Here is an 18,773-nt window from a genome sequence, read left to right as displayed (position 1 = left end):
ATATAAACTTTAAACTATTAAAGTAACGGATTGAGGGATTTGCTTGAATAAGAGATATAAACTGTGGGAAGTCGGGAGGCAGCTCACTGCAACAGCCCAGGGAAAACAAAAGGCCGATTTGGTCATTAAAAACGGCACGCTGGTTAATGTTTTTACTGGAGAAATTTTGCCAAACACTGATGTAGCGGTAGCATTTGGGCGTATAGCGCTTGTAGGAGATGCTGCGAGGACAATTGGCGAAAAGACAAGGATTGTCGATGCTCAGGGTATGTATCTGGTACCTGGATTTATCGACGGGCATCTTCATGTAGAAAGTAGCATGATGACTGTTGGAGAGTACGCGAAATCTACTATTCCCCATGGAACCTCCTCAATCTTTATGGATCCTCATGAGATTGTAAATGTCGCGGGTCTCGACGGCATGACTGCTATGATGAAAGACGGGGCATTAACACCGCTGCGCGTTTTTACAACCATACCTTCCTGCGTACCAGCTTCTCCAGGTCTTGAAAACACAGGCAGTATCATAACGTCACAGGATATACAAAACACACTGAATTGGGAAGGTGTTGTAGGGCTTGGTGAGATGATGAATTACATCGGTATTTTATCCGGTGACCCACAGACTTGCGAAAAGGTGGAGAAAACCCTTGAGGCCGCTAAGACAGTAACGGGCCATTTTCCGCTGATGGATTCTGGTACTGAATTGAACGCTTATATTGCGGCAGGAATCAGTTGCTGCCACGAATCAACGAGTGCTCGTGAAGCTCTTGCCAAAATGCGGCTTGGTATGTATGCGATGATCAGGGAAGGTTCTGCGTGGGATGACTTGCCCGAAGTGATCAAAGCGATTACGGAACACGAGATTGATACAAGGCTTGCTGTGCTGGTTTCCGATGATCTGCATGCAGATACGTTAATAAAGCGGGGGCACATGGATTACATTATTCGTCTTGCAGTTTCCAAGGGGGTGCGGCCAGTGACGGCGATACAGATGGCAACCCTGAATACCGCCTGCTGTTTTGGTATGGAAAGGGATATCGGTTCGATTTCACCGGGCCGTTATGCCGACATCAATATTTTAAGTGACTTGAGTCAAGTTAGGGTTGAAAAAGTAATTATCAACGGAGAGCTTGTAGCAGAAAAGGGCAGTCTGACCATGCCTATCGGAGGCTATGTATATCCAGAAACACTCAAGACAACTGTTAAAATAAGCCGAAAGTTCTTGCCCGATGACTTTAATGTGAAAGCGCCCCCGGGCATAGAGGCTGTAAAGGTGAGGGTAATCGGCGTTCACGACTCCAATGTGCTGACGACCGAAATGGTTGAAATCCTGTCGGTCAGAAACGGAAATGTCGAACTTATCAGTGAAAAAGACATCTGTAAGGTTGCAGTTATTAATAGGCACAAGCCGGAAGGCGGAATGAGTATCGGTTTCGTGCATGGTTTCGGACTGATAAAAGGCGCTGTTGCCTCAACCTACGCGCACGATGCCCATAATCTGATTGTACTGGGGACGAGCGACAGCGATATGGCCTTTGCAGTAAATACGTTAGTCGAATGTTCGGGTGGGATGACGGCAGTAGAAGGTGAAAAGGTCCAGGCACTTTTGAAAATGCCCATTGCCGGACTGATGAGCGATTTATCGGTTCAAGAGGTAGCAAGTAGGCTCAGTAAGCTTTCAGATGCTTGGGCAGATCTTGGCTCGCCTCTTGCGTCACCTTTTATGACCATGTCTTTGTTGTCACTTATCGTAATTCCCGAAATTAGGTTAACAGATAAAGGCATTGTCAACGTTTATAACAACAGCTTTACAACGCTGTTTCCAGAATGAAAGTCATTATTATTAAGATCTTTGCACCCTTTTGTAAATGAGGAAGAGGTAAGTGAAATACCGGTTGGGGTTTCATAAGCAGTCATTAAACCCGGATTTTTGTCTTAATGTTAACTTCAGGTGGGGTGTAACCCCCATCTGAAGTCTAGATGTTCAGCTTTAGCTAAAACGAGCTTACTAGAATATGACCCCTAAAGCAATAAGAATTAAAATAGCAATGGCAATGATCCCTACACCAACCCCGATGCCAGCTGGGCTGTATCCATACGCAGCAACCGGAGCGACTGGAGGATGATAACATGTTCCACACATTCCGTACATCAAGATTCCACCTTTCTGACTCGATAATCTAGAATACAATACCCAAAGCGATGAGAAGAAGAATTATTATAACAACTGCAGCGATGCCAGAACCGAATCCTCTTCCTTGTTCACAACCGCAAGATGCTCCATCAACGTTAGCAAATGCCATTTGAATTTCCTCCTTTACCAGTTATGATCCATAATATGAATAAATTGGTTTTTTGAAATTTGTCTTACTCTAAAATAATTCTTTCTAAGAATTAGGGATTCTGTGCAGCAGTGAAAGGCGAAAAGCCTTAAGAATAAATTAAAAATTAATTGAATAAGAAATTTAGTTATAGAGCATTATAGTATCAAGGGTATACAATGGTTGAGCCAAGATTTATATGTGCTCTTTAATGAGGTGTATATAGGTCGGCCAACGATAATTTATGGGTGATAAAACGCTTGTAATTTGTCAGAAGGAAGATCTTTTATGGTGGGGAAAGGCTTTATTGCAGTCGATTTTATTTATTGCAATGAGGTTCCAACTTATTATAAAGGATCGAGCTAAGATTAATCAGGGTATTGATTTTTTCATAAATGTACAAGGTGACTTGCATATGTATGAATTAACTGGTCATATACAGCCGTGAGGTTGTATATGGTTGGGTAGGTATCTTGCTTAGTCGAACAAACCATTTTTATAGGTTGTGACCTGCTTAATTGTGGTCGAAAGATCATTGTTAGGTAATAAGCTATCTATAGAGGTGCAAGGTAGATCATTGTATGCTCTATAAGCTCTGTCTTAGGACAGAGCTTATTTTATTAACTCATTTTATAATGAAACATTCTGTAATTATAAATTTTTTGAAAATTGCATATTGACAATTAAGTTAATAACGAATAAACTAAAAATCAAGAAAACTCTTAAATATACTTGTATATACAGGTATATGGGAGTGATAACTATTTAGGGAGTGAAGGGGTATGCTAGATTTAGAAGTATTGACACAAGCGATTGGGGATCTAGATGAGGGTCAAGTAGTAAAGCTGTTGGAAGAGTTCGTTGCCTCGGAACCCAGCAGTGCTGAAGCCAATCAAGTCGTAGGGGCATGTCAACGGGGTATGAGTATTGTTGGAGATTTCTTTGAAAAGAAGGAATACTATGTAGGTGATCTCATTTTCGCCGGAGAACTTCTAAATCGAGCAATTGAAATCTTAAAACCTGTAATTGGTGGAGAGAATAACACCAAGGTTGGCAGTGTTGTTGTTGGCACAGTTCAAGGAGATATGCACGATATTGGCAAAAATATTTTTGCCAGCATGGTTGAAGCTGCCGGTTTTGTTGTATATGATCTTGGCATAGACGTCCCTCCTGCTGCATTTGTAGAAAAGATAAAAGAAGTAAAACCAGAAATATTAGGCATGAGCGGAGTACTCACCTTAGCAATTGATTCCATGAAAGCAACAGTTAAAGCTTTGGAAGAAGCTGGAATGAGAGATCAGGTAAAAGTCATCATTGGTGGTAACCCTGTGACAGAAGATGCCTGCAAACAAATAGGTGCGGACACCTTTACAACAAATGCGGCTGAGGGCGTAAAAATATGTCAAGGGTGGGTGAAATAGCATGTCGGAAGCGATGTCATTGTCCCAAGAAAGAACACAATTATTTACCGATATCATGGATGGGAAAATTCCCAAACGAGTGCCGGTTGCCTCGAATTTTGCTCATGAATTTGCTATTCAATACGCCGGAAAAGATTTGAAAGAAGTTCAATGGGATACTACTGACCTTGAGGCAAGTTTTGAAAAAGTGTGTGAAGACTTCTATTCCGATTTATTATCGGTTTCAGCCTTTAGAATGCCATCGTTTTACAGAATATTGGGGTCTAGAAATTTTGTGATGGGTTCGAATGGCTTTTTACAGCATCCGGAAGTTGAAGGGCTTAAACTGGAAGATTATGACGCTTTTATCGCCTCACCGTATAATTGCATCCTCGAGAAGGTATTACCCAACTTATATTCGGAACTTAATTCGGATCCTGTCACTAGGTCTATTGTTATGGCTAAAGCCTTTAAAGCTTATACGGACGAGAACAATAACCTTTTTAGAATTTATGGAAATTTAGTCAATAAATTTAATTATGGGACAGTAACCCTTTTTGCTGCTTTCTGCGAGGCTCCGTTTGACATTTTGACGGATCAGTTGAGAGGATTTAAGAACATCACCTTAGATGTAAGAAGAATTCCCGATAAGGTAGAAGCTGCAGTTAATGCTGCGATTCCTTTGATGATCAAAATGGGAACCCAGATTTTCCCGAATAAATACAATGCGACCTTTATCCCGTTACACATGGCACCGTATCTGCGAACTAAAGATTTTGAACGACTCTATTGGCCAGGATTTAAAAAATTAGTAGATGGATTAGCGGAAAAAGGCATGAGGTCTTATTTGTTTGTTGAACAAGATTGGATGCGATATCTGGATTATTTAGCCGAACTTCCTGCAGGGACTGTTATGACTTTCGAGTATGGTGATCCCAAGACTGTCAAAGAGAAACTGGGCGACAAGCACATTATCAGTGGCTTCTATCCCCTTACCCTTTTGAAGACAGGGACAAAACAAGAGTGCATTGACAAGGCAAAAGAGCTTATCGAAATTTTGGCACCAGGGGGAAACTATTTCTTTGGTTTTGATAAAGCTATTATCACATTGGATAGTGTTAATGTCGATAATACAAGGGCAGTTCTGGATTATGTCGCTAATAATGCCAACTATTAAGGGAGGATTTGATGATGAGCACAAATTACTATAAAGCATGGGAAGAATATATGGCTCTACACCCGGAAATCGATGAGAAAGAAGCTCAATTAATGGCTCCTAAAATGCAAAGTTATGAGGACATGTTGTTTGGCTTCGTCATGTTTCTCTGTGCTTAAAGAAACGTTATAAGTATAAATGGGAGGGAGCAAAAGCTCTCTCCCCTTTTACAAACGAGGAGGAGAGACAGCAATGATTATTATCGGAGAAAAGATCAACGGAACGATTCCCAGCGTAAAGAATGCTATTGCTGAGAGAGATGAAGAGTATATCCGTAATCTGGCCCTTAAACAAACAGAGGCGGGAGCTCATTACTTGGATGTGTGTGCCAGTACCGCCCCAGAATACGAAGTTGAGACCTTAATTTGGCTGATGAATCTGGTTCAAGATACTGTCGATACTCCTTTGTGTATTGACAGCCCAAATGCCGCAGTCATTAAGGAAGTCTTTAAGTATGCCAGACGTCCTGGATTAATTAACTCTGTTTCAGAAGAAGGGAATAAATGCGAGGTTATTTTTCCCTTGATTGAGGGAACAGAGTGGCAGGTCATTGCCCTGACTTGTGATAGCCGAGGAATCCCTTCGGATATCGAGACGCGGGTGGAGATAACCAGAAATATCGTGGAAAAAGCACAAAGGCATGGGATCACGCCCGACCGAATCCACATTGATCCACTGGTGCTGGCTTTGTCTGCGGATAATAAATCTCTGCTGAATTTTACAGAGACTTTAAAACGGGTTAAGGAATTATATCCTTCAATTAAAGTAACTTCTGGTTTAAGCAATATTTCCTTTGGCATGCCGTTGCGAAAAGTAGTCAATCAAGGCTTTTTAACCATCGCTCTTTATGCCGGAATGGATTCTGCTATTCTTGATCCGGCGAACCGGGACATGATGGCCACTCTCATGGCGACTGAAGCTTTACTGGGCCGAGATCGTCTTTGCAGAAACTTCTCTAATGCTTTCAGAAAGAATAAGATTGGCCCCATCAAGCAATAACGTTAGAGGTAAATTGTATGGTTAAGCAATCAAGATTTCGGTAGTTATTCCCTAGACCTTCCTTGCAGCGTTTTTGATTCGGATTGTAAAAAACCTGGGTTTAGGCATTAAATTGACAAACATTTTTGGAGACAATAAGATATTCATGACAAATACGAATCCCTGTATAAACCTGTTTGTGGAGGGTGTAATGAAGAACTCTTTTCAATTTAAAGAACTCTTGGTTGATTGTGTGGAGCAGCTTGAAGAAAAAAAAGTATTAGAACTCGCTAATCAGGCTTTAGACCAAGGAATGAATCCCTTAGCTTTAATAAATTTGATTATTGAGGGTATGAACCGTGTCGGTAAGCGTTATGAATGTAAAGATTATTATATAGCTGACTTAATAATGGCCGGCATCATCTTTAGAGAAGTACTGGGGCTTAATAAAATTATCACTTATTCCCAGAATTGTTATAATAATAAAAGCGGCAAGGTCTTAATCGGTACTGTCAAAGATGATATCCATGATATTGGCAAAGAAATTTTCAGAGCCTTGTTGGAGACCCATGGTTTTGAAGTGATTGACCTGGGAGTAGATGTACCTGGAGAAACATTTGTGAAAAAAGCTGAAGAATACCAGCCTAATATTATAGGGCTAAGCGGAGTCTTATCTAGTACCCTGGACCAAATGAAACAGGTGGTAGACGCCTTCGTTAGGGCAGGATTAAGAGACAAAGTCAAGATTATAGCTGGAGCAAATTACCTTAACGCTCATGGATGCAGTTATATAGGTGCCGACGGTTTTGCCACAGAAGCGTCTAAGGGTGTTGAAATTTGTCTTGATTGGATGAGCCTTTCCGGCAGAGTGGGAGAATCAAACCATGATTAATCCCATGTATATTACTATTGTTGAAGATATCAAACAGAAGATAAGCAGCGGCCAGTTAAAACCAAGCGATGCCGTCCCTTCGGAGAATACCCTCTGTAAAGAGTATGGTGCTAGTCGGATGACGGTCAGAAAAGGGCTTGCTATCTTAGCTAACGACGGCTACATTTATTCAATTCCGGGCAAAGGCAGCTTTGTTCGGAAACCTGAACTTAATAAATACACGATCTACTATGATGAAATGAACAATTCAATTAATACTGTTGACCAATCCCGCTTGTTGGAAGTAAATATTATTATGCCCGACGAGAAACTTGCCGGAGAACTTCAGACGACCATCAATAAGAATGTGATTGTAATTCGGAGATTGTTTTATACTGAGGGTAAACCTGTAGCCTATGATATTAAATATTTGCTTTACACCAAAGGAATGCCGATCGTGGAAAAGGAGATCGAAAAAGCGACCTTTCCTGAGATGGTTTCAGGAAGTATGTCTGCTTTTTCTCTTAAAAAAGAATTATCGATTTATGCCCAGATGCCTGATAAAGAACTCAAGCAATATTTGAATATTTATGATGAATTGGCGTTACTAGTCGTCGAGCAAAGAATATATAATGAAGAAAAAAAACCAGTCGGCTTATGTGTGACATATTTTCGGGGAGATTATATCAAGCTGAAAGGCAGTAGCGAGTAATTGACGATCTGACTTAAAAGATAAACAGCTGCATCTTTTGCCGATGCAGTTTTGTTTTTTAAAGAAGGAGGTATTTCCTTGCAAGAATTTACGGTAACATTTCAACCTGGAACTATCAGACTACGAGTGGCTGCCGGAACCAGCATTATGAGAGCCATGAATCTAGCAGGCTTGGGGACTGACTTTCCCTGCGGGGGAATGGGAAAATGCGGAAAGTGCCGGGTGAGAGTTATGGAGGGAGTGAGCGACTCTACTGAGAACGACAGGGCTCACCTTTCAATGCAGGACTTTAAAGAAGGGATTCGTTTAGCCTGTGCCACGAAGATCCATGAGGACATGATCGTAGAAATTTTAAATCCTAAACCGTTGCAGCATAATATCTTAATCAATTCTGCAGATAGAATTTTTGATATTAAAACCCATTTAAGAAAGCTATTCGCTGAAATCAGCCAACCTTCTCTCAGCATGCATAAGTCTGACTGGCAGCGTCTGGAGGAAACTCTTGCTGCTCTTGACTGCAATATCAATAATTTGCAGGCTCCTCTCTCCATTCTTCGCCAATTGCCCGAAACGATACGGCAGGGAAGAAACCAGCTGACGGCGGTACTCCTTGGTTCGAAAGTACTTGGGATAGAACAGGGCGATACCTCAGCAACCATGTTGGGGATGGCCTTCGATATCGGGACGACCACGATTGTAGGATATTTGCTGGATCTAATCTCCGGACAAGAGATTGAGGTGGTGTCAACCATTAATCCACAGGCTCAATATGGGGGGGATGTAATATCCCGTATCACGTTTGCCGGAAAAGATAAGGGTTTGGATACGCTGCATAAAGCAGTGACAGGCGCAATTAATAAACTGATTGGAGCAGCCGCAGAAAAGGTGGGAAGAAAGAGAGATGATATCTATGGAATTTCCGTCGCGGCAAATACAACGATGCACCACCTCTTCTTAGGCATAAGCCCTCAATCGATAGGAGTATCTCCCTATGTTTCCGTTGTTAATCGGGGGCTTGTTGTCGGTGCCTCTGAGTTGGGACTGGAAATCAACAGAGCTGGACAGGTGTTTGTTCTGCCAAATATCGCGGGATTTGTGGGGGCAGATACCACGGCGGTTCTATTAGCTACGGATCTGGACAAGAATGAGCATATTTCCCTTATTTTGGACATTGGAACAAATGGAGAAATTGTGCTGGGTTCCAGACATAAAATAGTTGCTTGTTCAGCTGCAGCAGGCCCGGCTTTTGAAGGAGCGCAGATAACCAACGGAATGAGGGGTGCGGTGGGGGCTATTGACCATATTTCATTCGCAGACCACTTAGAGTTCACGGTGATTGGTAAAGGCAGCCCGGAGGGAATCTGTGGTTCTGCCCTTCTCGACGGAGTTGCAGGCCTAGTAGAGTTGGGCATGATTAATAAACGAGGTAAATTTCTCGAGCCTGATAAACTCACCAATCCTAAATCGTTGGGATTTAAAGACAGGCTAATTCAACACGAAGGGACTTGGGTATTTTTGCTGGCTGACTCCAGTGAAACCCGTCACGGCAGGCCAATTATGATTACTCAGAACGATATTCGTGAGCTTCAGTTAGCCAAAGGAGCAATAGCAGCAGGTGTCAGGATTTTGATGGAGACCAGTGGCATACAGTCGGACGATATTAAAGAAGTGTTGTTGGCCGGTGCTTTTGGAAATTATCTGAACCCACACAGTGCGTGTGCAATAGGCTTAATTCCACGAGAACTTGAAAACAAAATTAGGATGATTGGTAATGCAGCAGGGACTGGAGCAAAAGTTGCCTTGCTTTCAGCCGAGGAATTTTCTAAGGCCAATGATCTAGCTGCTTCGGTCTCTTTTATCGAACTAGGAAGCTACTCTAAATTCAATACTATTTTTGCCGAAAATACCTACTTCAAGTTGGATTGAGGAGAGGGGACACAAAATGACTGAAGCAAGAGTATTGGAAGGTATCGCGCCAGAGGTAACCTTACAGGAACTATTTGCCTCGCAAGGAGCAGACTACAGCAGACGAGCTCCACGTCAGGAAATGGTGGATCTAAATCTGCGGCTCCTAGAAGAAGCTAAAGAGTTGATACGACCTGTGGTAATTTGGCAGGAAGTTAAAGTGATGGGAGCCGGAGAGCGGGAACTTTATCTGGAGAATGCACCAACCTTAAAAGGACAACTGTTGCCTAAGGTGTTAGGTTCAGCTGACAGGGTTATTTTATTTGCTATGACCATTGGCGACGTTATTGATCAGCGAGTCAAGAATTATATAAACAAAGGTCAAACTTTAGAAGCCTTTATTTTGGATTCCGCAGGATCGGTGATGATGGCCAAAGCTGCAACCACAATGATGACTGAAATTGAAGGGACATATAAGGCTAAGAACCTTAGTACTACTTTCCCCTTGGGGCCCGGCCATTCTTACTGGAAAGGCCTTGAGGATGTAAGATCCATTATCAGTTTCCTTAAAGGAGAAAGGATCGGCATTAGCCTAACGGCCTCTAATCTAATGCTTCCAAAAAAATCGATTGCTATGGTAATGGGGATAGGCAGCAATTTACCCGATTTCGGCGGTAAAACCCATTGCGATTTCTGTCATCTTAAAGGGAGCTGTACTATGAGAAATTTAGGCTCAGATAATTGTTAAGAATTTATAGTTGAGTTGTTACAACGGCCTGTCGATAGCTAAACTTTACAGATACAAATAGCAAAAGCCGCCCTATTTTGGACGGCTTTTAGTGTTTTTCTTACGAGACTTCGATATTCTCTGCTATTCGGGAACAAAAGCAAAGACCACCTATGTTAAAGGAGGTCTTATGTTTAGCAAAAAGAGACTTGCCTAAATCATCTTAGACTAGCTCTTCAAAAAAGTCCCTCCGAATTGCTGTCCCCGGAGGGCAAATAGGAGCATACATGAAAAAGACTTAAGGGATTAAACTTCCCTTGCTCGTATTATACCATGATAATGAGCGTTATTGTTCAGTTAAGGCCTTGGTAAGTATAGGTAATGTTCTTAGCCCTTCTTTTATTGATGGTATTCTGCTTTTCTAAGCCATCCGGCAGGCTGGGCAGCCGAGCCCACAGAAATAAAACAGTATAAAACCAAAGCAGAGCAATATTATGCTGAACTTGACGAGGATATATAACAAAGGGTTCTTCTTCACGGGGTTTCCCACTTAAGTCTAACTATCATTCTATTCTAACTCTACTCCCTTCATAAGGTTAATTATATGTTGGCTTGTAAAAATAAGAACGAAGTTTTTATTTGGACTGAAATAACCCAAACAGCAATTCCTCCGGAGTATCTCCCAATCACCGAGATGCTGGCCGATGATAGTTGAAGCGTTATCTTAGTACCCTCGTGGCCGTGGCCATCGCGATGCCCCGGCTTTGAGGAAAGCATGTGTATCCACGAACTTATAACGATGCAAGGTGAACCAAAGAGAAGCTAAAAAGTAGAACAATAAGCCTGCCAATAAATTGACACAATAGCCGAAATACATACCTGTTAATGTTGTTAGAGTCAGAATTATCAATATAATCGCCGGCAATGGATGCCAAGGTGCCACATAGCCACGTTCAATAGATCCCATAGGATACATCTTTCTAAATTTATACATCATGTACCCCATGAACAAATATACCAACAAGGCAGATAGAATCGAAAAGGTAATGACTTGATCCAACAGACCGGTAAAACCAAATGCCATCGAAATCGGCAAAAGGAACAAGATGGCCCGATACGGAGTTTTATACTTTGGATGAACAGCAGAGAAAGCACCCGGAACCAAAGTATCTCTCGACATCGAAAACCAAGCTCGACTAGCATCATTAATACATCCATTGGCACTCGCCATGCAGGCTAAAACCGTACCAATGAACATGATAACGATAATCCCAGGCACTCTTGCTGCCAGAGCAGCCTCATAAAGCGGATAAACAGATCCGCCAAGTGTTCCAGCCTCTACTAGACCAGAACAGACGAACCAAGTAATGGTAGCCCCTATTAGCAGAGTTACCATTCCAATAAGTGTACCCATTGGAAGTGAACGAGCAGTTGAGCGACATTCCTCTGCTGCTAAGGCTGTTCCTTCTATCCCAAGAAAAAACCAGATACCAAACTGAAGCGCAGCAATGACACCTAACCAGCCATAAGGTAATCCATTTGTCAACTCTGACAGCCTGAGGATACTTTGAGAAGGAACGAGGAAATGAGTAGAAGTCAGAAGCACAAGGATTGTTAAAAAGGCTATCGCGGTAATGAAAAAATTTAATGTTAAAGTGGCATAGACTCCACGGTAGTTGAGGTACGTCAATAACAACAACGTCAAAACAACAAAGGGCAAGCTTTGTATTGCCGGATTTATGGATTGTAAAATTGCACCAATTACCAAAGCGTCCGCTGCTTCAAGCATGACATACTCAAAAACAAGCATTAGTCCGACGTTGAAAGCAGCTAATGGACCCAGAAGATATTTTGCCATCGCATATTGCCCACCGGCTTCAGGGATAACCGATCCGATTTCGGTGTTAATCATGACCAGGGCAGTAAATAGGATCCCGATGACCCAGCAAGCTATAATGCCTCCCAGAGATCCCCCCTTAGCAACGGTAAAGTTCCAGCCCATAAATTCCCCGACTAGAACAATCCCTACCCCCAATGCCCATATATGCATCGGTCCTAAGACTTTAGAAAGACGCTGTTCCTTATCCTGTTGAATTGTCTCCAATTCAGTCACTGCGCTTGTCCTCTCCTCTCTTCTTCATTTCAACACAGATGAAATCTTGTACAAGGAGTACAAACAGGAATACGCATAAGCTCCAGGCGACCCAGTTCATAAGTGACCAAAGATTCAAAATCATTCCCCCATCCTGAATTTATGGTTCAACTACTTCTTTCGTATTCCATCATAATTATAGTTGATCATGGATTGAAGCTCTTTATCAGACCGAAAAATTACATAGAACATATATATTCCCAAGGCCGCGATCACCATCATGAGGCTAAGTAAATTGAAGGAATAGTCAATCCCCCCGGTCGAACCTGAGCCAACGAGGACCTTACCCCGCATCAGCATAGTTGTAAGAAGTATAACGAAACAAAGCAACATTATAAACATGACATCAAATACTTCTATCCAGAAACTATTTTTAGGCTTTTTTAGCTTTTTAGTAACTATCAATTTGTAAGCTCCTCTCCATGATGATTTTATACTTTTAGCTTTCTAGTAGATATTCTAACGTTCTAACGTCACTTGATTTACGATTTGGCACAATTCCTCACTGTATATGCCAACCTTATTTTTCTTCAAATGTGCCAAAACAGCGATTAGAGCACTTGTCACAAAAATACCGGCTAATAATCCTGTGACTATAGTCACATCTCGAACTAAATCAGACGATGCCAAACCACTTATACTTATTAAGATAAACCCTAAAACCAACCAAATAAAAATAATGAAGATCAGAACTAGCCCAGTATCCTGCCGATACATTTTTGCCCCGTCAAACTCCATCCATATATCACCTCCATACCTACCTTTAATTGTGGGGGTTGCAATTGTTATGCCAAGGAGAGCCCTTTCGCTTCAGAGATCTTTTGGTTCTTATCTGTGTTTAAGGAGGACCATTTTCTACTGGGTATCTTCAATGCGGATAGAGTCACGATACAAATTCCTAAAAAGACACGGTCACATCCTATAATGGGATAATAGGGAATCAGGTTTTATCAGCATCCAGAGGGTTACAATCAGCAATATCTCAAAATGGGATATACATTGCCGAGTGTCAAAAGGTAAAAAGGATTTGTGCTTGCTTAATAATAATGAGCATTACACCCATTCTGAGAATTTATTTGTTATTTTCTTTTGTATTAACTCCATAAAATCGTCCCAAAATAAGACTATTTTTATCTACGCAAACAAGGGATAAAATCATCTATTCCTATGAGGTTGAACATGTTCGTCCTGAAATGAGACGATTGACGTATAGTTTAGGTTACAAGCCTCCTGTATCAGGCTAGTAGCTCCATTTAGAGCTGGCATAACAATTGCATAAATTGAATTTTCGACAGAGGGCACTGGGCTCAGATCAGCTATTTTAGGAAGAGTCAAAGGATCTAATTATCTTAAAGGAGGAGCAATAATGTCTGAGGTCTACGATATTCTTATTGTTGGCGGCGGCCCAGGAGGGATGGCTGCAGCGATTTATGGATCAAGATCGCGTTTAAAAACAGGGATTTTAGAAAAAGGGAAGTTAGGTGGTCAAGCGTCAACTACGGAGGAACTAGAGAATTATCCTGGCTTTTCCCGAGGTCAGACAGGCCCGGCATTGATGGAAATTATGGCTGAGCAGGCTATGAGTTTCGGAACAGAAATTATTCCCGAAGAAGCCGTTGAGTTAGAACTGGAAGGAGATATCAAACGAGTCAGGACCAAAGGCGGCCATGAATATCGATCAAGAACTTTAGTTTTGGCCACCGGGTCTGAACCAAAATCATTGAACATTAAAGGGGAACTGTCTCATAGAGGCAAAGGAGTATCCTACTGTGCCACCTGCGATGCGGATTTCTTTGAAGAGTTGGAAGTAGTGGTCGTTGGCAACGGGGATGCTGCCGTTGAAGAGGCTATGTACTTAACTAAATTTGCCGAGACAGTAACCATCATTGTGAGACGGGATGAAGGGAACTTAAGATGCAATAAAACGAGTGCGGAAAGGGCTTTCGCCAACCCTAAAATTAAATGGGTTTGGAATTCAGTTCTTGAGGAGATTAAGGGTGACGGTCTGGTTAATAGTGTTGTCATTAAAAATATAAAAACCGGAGAGCTTTCTGAAATGGAAACCAACGGTGTGTTTTTCTTTGTCGGAACTGTTCCAAAGACAAATATATTGCAAGGCAAAGTGGACCTAGACGAGCAAGGATATATTATTGCCAATAACCTAATGGAAACATCTGTATCTGGAGTATATGCTGTTGGCGATGCTCGGGTAAAATTTCTCAGGCAAGTAGTTACAGCCACCAGTGATGGGGCTATTGCAGCTGTTGCAGCGGAAAAATACCTTGCGGAAAAGGAAGGTCGGTAAAAGAGTTCCTGAAAGTACATGTTCTGGAAAAGGCGTTCTAAGAAAGATATGAGTAAAGGGAGCTCTGGAGTTGTTAAGGAGGGGATAAAATGTTAGTGCTCACGAAAGAAAACTTTGAAAAAGAGGTTCTGAAAGCAGATGGTTTGGTGCTCGTTGATTTTTGGAGTGAGAAGTGTGAATCTTGTAAAGCTCTGATGCCCAGAGTTCATGAATTAGCGGAAAAATATAAAGAAATCGCTAAATTTTGCAGTTTGGATACCAATGGTAACAAGAGATTGGCGATGTCTCAAAAGGTTTTGGGGTTACCAACGATACTTTTTTATCGAAATGGAGAAATAATTGCTGAATTAACCACAGAGATTTCCGCTGAAGATGTTGAAATTAAGCTACTTGAACTAGCCTAGAGGAAACCTCAAAACTTTGAATTCAGGAAAGGAGAATTGTGCAAATGTTGAAAGGCAAAAAGGTAGCCATTCTTGGAGACCGCGACGGTATTCCTGGCCCGGCTATCGAAGAATGTGTCAAGACAAGTGGGGCAGAAGTAATATTCTCTACTACGGAATGCTTTGTTTGAACTGCGGCTGGAGCAATGGACCTGGAAAATCAAGCGCGTATTATGGGTTTCGCGGAGAAGTACGGTAAAGAGAATTTAATCGTAGTTTTGGGGGGCGGGGAAGCAGAAGCTTCCGGCCTGGCTGCGGAAACCGTATCTACTGGAGATCCTACGTTTGCCGGTCCATTAGCTGGAGTCTCGTTGGGACTCAAAGCCTACCACATTTTTGAATTGAAGGATCAGGTTGATGCTGCTGTCTATGATGAACAAATCAGCATGATGGAAATGGTTCTTGATGTTGATGGAATTGTTGAAGAAGTAAGGACCTATCGCAAATAATTTAAAAATGGTTCGTTCGAGAGTTTATAAGAAGGAATAGGTCACGTTAACGGGTAATGGATCATAGATTTGTACATCCATTACCCGTTGCTGAAATGTGGAGGTGATCTCATGAATTTTCCAGTTATTAAAGGGGCTGCCTACGGGTTGATCCATGCTAATGGTATGCTTTTCCATCAAGGTACTACCCAAACTATGGAACGAACTAAAGCCGTCAAGTCAGAACATCTTGAAAAGCTCCCGAGGCACTTAAGAAGTTTTGAACAGGCGGTCGGCTATCCTCCGAATCAAGTGTACATTGGAAATATGACACCGGATGAATTAAAACATGTTCCTCGTCCCTGGTATGAACAATCGGTTTCCCAAAGTCGTGACGGAAAGTACGGGGAGATTATACCGGAAGATGAATTCATTGGCCTAATGAAACTGGTTGATACCTTTGAATTAGTAATTCTAGAAGAACAGTTTCAATTAGGTGTCAAAGACAAAATAACGGCTCATACCGTACTGGGAGCACTTAAAGATACTGATAAACTTGACAGAAATCCTGGCACTGCCGAAGAGATTGAGAAATTAGTGGATAATCATGCAGCACAGCCAATCTATTTTGAGGGCAATTTAGTTGGATGTGTGAAAAGAGCGCATGAGTTTGATGAGGCATTATCTCACCATGTAATGTTCGAAAATCTTGTTAGCAAAGCTTCCGCAGCTTTTGCTTTACAGCTTCTTCTGACTAAAACAACATTGAAAGCTGAAGACATTGAATATATCATCGAGTGTTCTGAGGAAGCTTGCGGTGATATGAATCAACGGGGGGCGGGAATTTCGCCAAATCTATCGGGGAGATATGTGGCTGTGTCAATGCTACAGGTTCTGATACTCGCAGCTTCTGTGCCGCCCCTGCCCATGCAATCGTAGAAGCAGCTGCTCTTGCCCAGTCTGGAATTTATAAAAACATTGTGGTACTGGCCGGCGGTGCTTCCGCAAAACTAGGTATGAATTCTAAGAATCATGTCGAAAAGGGAATGCCTGCACTTGAAGACATGTTGGGGGCTTTTGCCATTCATGTGAGGGAAAACGATGGGTTTAGTCCGACGATCCGTACCGATGGAGTTGGCCGGCATAGGATTGGATCTGGTTCCTCGCCTCAGGCTGTTATGACTGCTATTGTAGCCGATCCATTAGACAAGATTGGGTATAAAATACTTGATGTTGATCGTTATGCGGCAGAACTGCAAACCCCTGAAATTACTGAACCCGCCGGAGCGGGTGACGTACCCCTTGCTAACTATAAAATGATTGGCGCTTTGGGGGTAAAAAGAGGGGAATTAGTAAAAACAGATCTGCAGAAAGTTGTTGAAAGTTTTGGCATGCCTGGGTTTGCTCCTACGCAGGGACATATTCCTTCTGGAGTTCCTTTCATCGGACATGCCGTTGATATGATCCTTTCGGGTAAGATTTCGCGGACTATGATTATCGGTAAAGGGAGCCTCTTCTTAGGAAGGTTGACCAATCTTTTTGATGGTGTCTCCTTTATCCTTGAAAAGAACAGTGGAATTGTTGATGCCGGATTTAACAAGCAAGAGGTACGAATGATGATTGCTGAAGCAATGCGAGATTTCGCCAAAACATTTGGTAAAGATTAATTTTGGCAGTATACCTTTGTCCCAATGGGAGGTGAAATAATGGACAAAGATTCTATAAGTACAGCTATCGCAGAGGTATTTGAGGAAATGGCTCAGGTTCTCGAAACCGGAAACTTTGGCCGAAGAATTAGGGTAGGTATCACAATTTTGGGCAGTGAACACGGGACTAAGGAGCTTGCTTACGGTGCGGAATTGGCCCAGAAACAGAATCCGGATATCCAAGTCGTTGTTATCGGCAGTGGAGTGGTAACTAAATTGGAAACTGTGCCGGCTTTGGATGAACAAGAAGCTCATGCCATGATGGATGAAATGTTGTTAAACCATACTTTGGATGCAGCGGTAACAATGCATTACAATTTCCCAATCGGGGTATCCACTGTGGGTAAAGTAATTACTCCAGCCAAGGGGAAAGAAATGTTTCTGGCTGCAACGACTGGCATGTCGGCTACAGAACGGGTTACAGCGATGCTAAAGAATACTATTTATGGGATTGCCGTTGCTAAAGCTTGTGGAAAAGCCACCCCTACAGTAGGCATCTTAAACATTGATGGCGCTCGTCAGGCGGAAAGGGCCCTGAAAAAGCTTAAGGAGGGCGGATACCCAATTAATTTTGCAGAATCCGCCAGGTCCGACGGCGGTATAGTCATGAGGGGCAACGACTTGTTAATGGGTGTACCAGATATTATGGTTGATGATAGCTTAACTGGGAATGTCTTCATGAAGGTATTTTCCGCATTCAGTACAGGAGGCAATTATGAAGCGGTAGGATATGGTTATGGCCCAGGGGTAGGGGAAGATTATGACCGGATTATTTGTATTGTTTCTAGGGCATCCGGAGCTCCGGTGATTGGCGGTGCCATCAAACTTGCTGCAGATTGTGCTAAAGGAAATCTGATGGAAAAAAGTAAAGCTGAATTTTCTGCAGTCAAGAAAGCCGGTTGGGATGATTTAATGAAATCACTTAATGGCAACGTCTCACCTGGCAAAAAAGATGTAGAGGGAGAAGTACCCCCTCCCCCCAAAAAACCCGTTACCGATTCTATACCTGGGGTAGAAGTGATGCAGTTGGAAGACGCGGTTCAGGCGTTATGGAAAGCAAATATATATGCCGAATGCGGCATGGGTTGTACCGGACCTATCGTAATGGTTGCTCCCGAAGATAAGGACAAGGGATTAGAATTACTCAAAGAGAAGGAGTACCTGTAAGCAGGGATTTATCCACCGGTACAAACAGAAAGAGATAGGTGCTTATGAAAAACATAATCATCACAAATAACCCGGCAGTAGCGGAAAAAAAGGATAACGTACTTTTTGTGGAGGGCTCCGTAGAAGAGACTTTGATCAAGGTTCGAGATTTAGTGCATGAAGGATATGAACTTATCAGCCACCCTTTAGCCGCTAGTTTAAGGGTGATGTTTTCCCCGTTTCGCTCCGTAATTTTAAGTGAGAAATCGGAAACAATGGATATTTTATCTGCTGAGATTATCGAGGATAGCATCATTAAATACAAGAGGCACATGGATTTTCGTAACAGCGACACAGTCAATAGTGCTGATTATAAAATGATAGATCTGATCCTTTTAGAAACGGCTTTACATGAGCAATCAGTTGCTTGGAGATGTTGAAGAACAATAGGGGGTGAAGG

The 18,773-nt window shown here is 42.2% G+C and carries 20 protein-coding genes and 1 pseudogene; 16 read left to right on the top strand and 5 right to left on the bottom strand.

From position 1 onward, the window contains the following. The first annotated feature begins 43 nt into the window (after window positions 1–43). Entirely contained in the window at window positions 44–1,834 is a 1,791-nt protein-coding gene (gene ade, locus VZF35_RS11085; protein ID WP_407313561.1) for an adenine deaminase, read from the top strand. 177 nt (window positions 1,835–2,011) lie between these two features. On the opposite strand, the gene VZF35_RS11080 is transcribed toward ade, so the two are convergent. Together VZF35_RS11080 and VZF35_RS11075 are read right to left on the bottom strand one after the other, a co-directional pair. Then, window positions 2,012–2,155 carry a hypothetical protein gene (locus VZF35_RS11080; protein WP_407313560.1) on the bottom strand — a complete coding sequence of 48 codons (144 nt, stop codon included), beginning with the start codon at window positions 2,153–2,155 and terminating at the stop codon, window positions 2,012–2,014. Window positions 2,156–2,183: 28 nt separating this feature from the next. Further along, window positions 2,184–2,306: a hypothetical protein gene (locus tag VZF35_RS11075; RefSeq protein WP_407313558.1), complete on the bottom strand. Its 123-nt coding sequence runs from the start codon at window positions 2,304–2,306 to the stop codon at window positions 2,184–2,186. Between the two features lie 262 nt (window positions 2,307–2,568). On the opposite strand from VZF35_RS11075, the gene VZF35_RS11070 reads away from it, so the two are divergent. The 9 genes from VZF35_RS11070 to VZF35_RS11030 all read left to right on the top strand — a co-directional run bounded on the left by VZF35_RS11070 (window position 2,569) and on the right by VZF35_RS11030 (window position 10,154). After that, complete coding sequence (locus VZF35_RS11070; protein ID WP_407313556.1) at window positions 2,569–2,772, top strand: hypothetical protein; 204 nt, start codon at window positions 2,569–2,571, stop codon at window positions 2,770–2,772. 334 nt (window positions 2,773–3,106) lie between these two features. Further along, a complete protein-coding gene (locus VZF35_RS11065; RefSeq protein WP_407313554.1) occupies window positions 3,107–3,745 on the top strand; it encodes a B12-binding domain-containing protein in 639 nt (212 codons plus the stop codon). A 1-nt stretch (window position 3,746) separates the two neighbouring features. After that, window positions 3,747–4,901 (top strand): uroporphyrinogen decarboxylase family protein, encoded by a 1,155-nt coding sequence (locus VZF35_RS11060; protein WP_407313553.1) that lies wholly within the window; start codon window positions 3,747–3,749, stop codon window positions 4,899–4,901. Between the two features lie 11 nt (window positions 4,902–4,912). Then, the gene (locus VZF35_RS11055) at window positions 4,913–5,059 is read left to right on the top strand and encodes a hypothetical protein (protein ID WP_407314903.1); all 147 of its coding nucleotides are present in this window, start codon (window positions 4,913–4,915) and stop codon (window positions 5,057–5,059) included. Between the two features lie 73 nt (window positions 5,060–5,132). After that, on the top strand, window positions 5,133–5,939 hold the full coding sequence (locus VZF35_RS11050; protein ID WP_407313552.1) for a methyltetrahydrofolate cobalamin methyltransferase: 807 nt from the start codon (window positions 5,133–5,135) through the stop codon (window positions 5,937–5,939). Window positions 5,940–6,129: 190 nt separating this feature from the next. After that, a complete protein-coding gene (locus tag VZF35_RS11045; protein ID WP_407313551.1) occupies window positions 6,130–6,810 on the top strand; it encodes a B12-binding domain-containing protein in 681 nt (226 codons plus the stop codon). Further along, window positions 6,803–7,501 carry a GntR family transcriptional regulator gene (locus VZF35_RS11040; RefSeq protein WP_407313550.1) on the top strand — a complete coding sequence of 233 codons (699 nt, stop codon included), beginning with the start codon at window positions 6,803–6,805 and terminating at the stop codon, window positions 7,499–7,501. The genes VZF35_RS11045 and VZF35_RS11040 overlap by 8 nt, the downstream gene beginning before the upstream one ends. A 78-nt stretch (window positions 7,502–7,579) precedes the next feature. After that, window positions 7,580–9,427, top strand: coding sequence for an ASKHA domain-containing protein (locus VZF35_RS11035; protein ID WP_407313549.1), 1,848 nt, complete (start codon window positions 7,580–7,582; stop codon window positions 9,425–9,427). A 16-nt stretch (window positions 9,428–9,443) separates the two neighbouring features. Beyond that, a complete protein-coding gene (locus VZF35_RS11030; protein ID WP_407313548.1) occupies window positions 9,444–10,154 on the top strand; it encodes a Vitamin B12 dependent methionine synthase activation subunit in 711 nt (236 codons plus the stop codon). Window positions 10,155–10,857: 703 nt separating this feature from the next. Here the strand turns inward: VZF35_RS11030 and VZF35_RS11025 are convergent. From VZF35_RS11025 to VZF35_RS11015, 3 genes are all read right to left on the bottom strand, one after another. Further along, entirely contained in the window at window positions 10,858–12,246 is a 1,389-nt protein-coding gene (locus tag VZF35_RS11025; RefSeq protein ID WP_407313547.1) for an APC family permease, read from the bottom strand. Between the two features lie 150 nt (window positions 12,247–12,396). Continuing rightward, window positions 12,397–12,690, bottom strand: a complete 294-nt coding sequence (locus VZF35_RS11020) for a hypothetical protein (RefSeq protein ID WP_407313546.1) — start codon at window positions 12,688–12,690, stop codon at window positions 12,397–12,399. A 54-nt stretch (window positions 12,691–12,744) separates the two neighbouring features. Continuing rightward, window positions 12,745–13,023, bottom strand: coding sequence for a hypothetical protein (locus tag VZF35_RS11015; protein WP_407313545.1), 279 nt, complete (start codon window positions 13,021–13,023; stop codon window positions 12,745–12,747). A gap of 628 nt (window positions 13,024–13,651) precedes the next feature. Between VZF35_RS11015 and trxB the strand changes: the two genes are divergently transcribed. From trxB to VZF35_RS10985, 6 genes and pseudogenes are all read left to right on the top strand, one after another. Continuing rightward, window positions 13,652–14,590, top strand: a complete 939-nt coding sequence (gene trxB / locus VZF35_RS11010; RefSeq protein WP_407313544.1) for a thioredoxin-disulfide reductase — start codon at window positions 13,652–13,654, stop codon at window positions 14,588–14,590. Window positions 14,591–14,679: 89 nt separating this feature from the next. After that, complete coding sequence (locus VZF35_RS11005) at window positions 14,680–14,994, top strand: thioredoxin family protein (protein ID WP_407313543.1); 315 nt, start codon at window positions 14,680–14,682, stop codon at window positions 14,992–14,994. A gap of 44 nt (window positions 14,995–15,038) precedes the next feature. Continuing rightward, window positions 15,039–15,482, top strand: a complete 444-nt coding sequence (gene grdA, locus VZF35_RS11000) for a glycine/sarcosine/betaine reductase complex selenoprotein A (RefSeq protein ID WP_407313542.1) — start codon at window positions 15,039–15,041, stop codon at window positions 15,480–15,482. Between the two features lie 111 nt (window positions 15,483–15,593). Next, window positions 15,594–17,128 (top strand): annotated as a pseudogene (grdC, locus tag VZF35_RS10995) (glycine/sarcosine/betaine reductase complex component C subunit beta). 39 nt (window positions 17,129–17,167) lie between these two features. Further along, complete coding sequence (gene grdD / locus VZF35_RS10990) at window positions 17,168–18,334, top strand: glycine/sarcosine/betaine reductase complex component C subunit alpha (protein WP_407313541.1); 1,167 nt, start codon at window positions 17,168–17,170, stop codon at window positions 18,332–18,334. A gap of 44 nt (window positions 18,335–18,378) precedes the next feature. Further along, window positions 18,379–18,753, top strand: coding sequence for a GrdX family protein (locus VZF35_RS10985; RefSeq protein WP_407313540.1), 375 nt, complete (start codon window positions 18,379–18,381; stop codon window positions 18,751–18,753). Window positions 18,754–18,773 lie beyond the last annotated feature (20 nt).

Source organism: Desulfosporosinus paludis (genome assembly GCF_045689965.1).
GTDB classification, from domain to species: domain Bacteria; phylum Bacillota; class Desulfitobacteriia; order Desulfitobacteriales; family Desulfitobacteriaceae; genus Desulfosporosinus; species Desulfosporosinus paludis.
This window is presented reverse-complemented; position numbering and strand designations above follow the sequence as displayed.

Coding starts and splice junctions, on each gene's coding strand:
- VZF35_RS11045 (WP_407313551.1), top strand. CDS start 6,130: ATGAAGAACTCTTTTCAATTTAAAGAACTCTTGGTTGATTGTGTGGAG.
- trxB (WP_407313544.1), top strand. CDS start 13,652: ATGTCTGAGGTCTACGATATTCTTATTGTTGGCGGCGGCCCAGGAGGG.
- VZF35_RS11060 (WP_407313553.1), top strand. CDS start 3,747: ATGTCGGAAGCGATGTCATTGTCCCAAGAAAGAACACAATTATTTACC.
- VZF35_RS11065 (WP_407313554.1), top strand. CDS start 3,107: ATGCTAGATTTAGAAGTATTGACACAAGCGATTGGGGATCTAGATGAG.
- VZF35_RS11075 (WP_407313558.1), bottom strand. CDS start 2,306: ATGGCATTTGCTAACGTTGATGGAGCATCTTGCGGTTGTGAACAAGGA.
- VZF35_RS11080 (WP_407313560.1), bottom strand. CDS start 2,155: ATGTACGGAATGTGTGGAACATGTTATCATCCTCCAGTCGCTCCGGTT.
- VZF35_RS11030 (WP_407313548.1), top strand. CDS start 9,444: ATGACTGAAGCAAGAGTATTGGAAGGTATCGCGCCAGAGGTAACCTTA.
- VZF35_RS10985 (WP_407313540.1), top strand. CDS start 18,379: ATGAAAAACATAATCATCACAAATAACCCGGCAGTAGCGGAAAAAAAG.
- VZF35_RS11015 (WP_407313545.1), bottom strand. CDS start 13,023: ATGGAGTTTGACGGGGCAAAAATGTATCGGCAGGATACTGGGCTAGTT.
- grdD (WP_407313541.1), top strand. CDS start 17,168: ATGGACAAAGATTCTATAAGTACAGCTATCGCAGAGGTATTTGAGGAA.
- VZF35_RS11005 (WP_407313543.1), top strand. CDS start 14,680: ATGTTAGTGCTCACGAAAGAAAACTTTGAAAAAGAGGTTCTGAAAGCA.
- VZF35_RS11070 (WP_407313556.1), top strand. CDS start 2,569: ATGGGTGATAAAACGCTTGTAATTTGTCAGAAGGAAGATCTTTTATGG.
- VZF35_RS11040 (WP_407313550.1), top strand. CDS start 6,803: ATGATTAATCCCATGTATATTACTATTGTTGAAGATATCAAACAGAAG.
- VZF35_RS11055 (WP_407314903.1), top strand. CDS start 4,913: ATGATGAGCACAAATTACTATAAAGCATGGGAAGAATATATGGCTCTA.
- VZF35_RS11050 (WP_407313552.1), top strand. CDS start 5,133: ATGATTATTATCGGAGAAAAGATCAACGGAACGATTCCCAGCGTAAAG.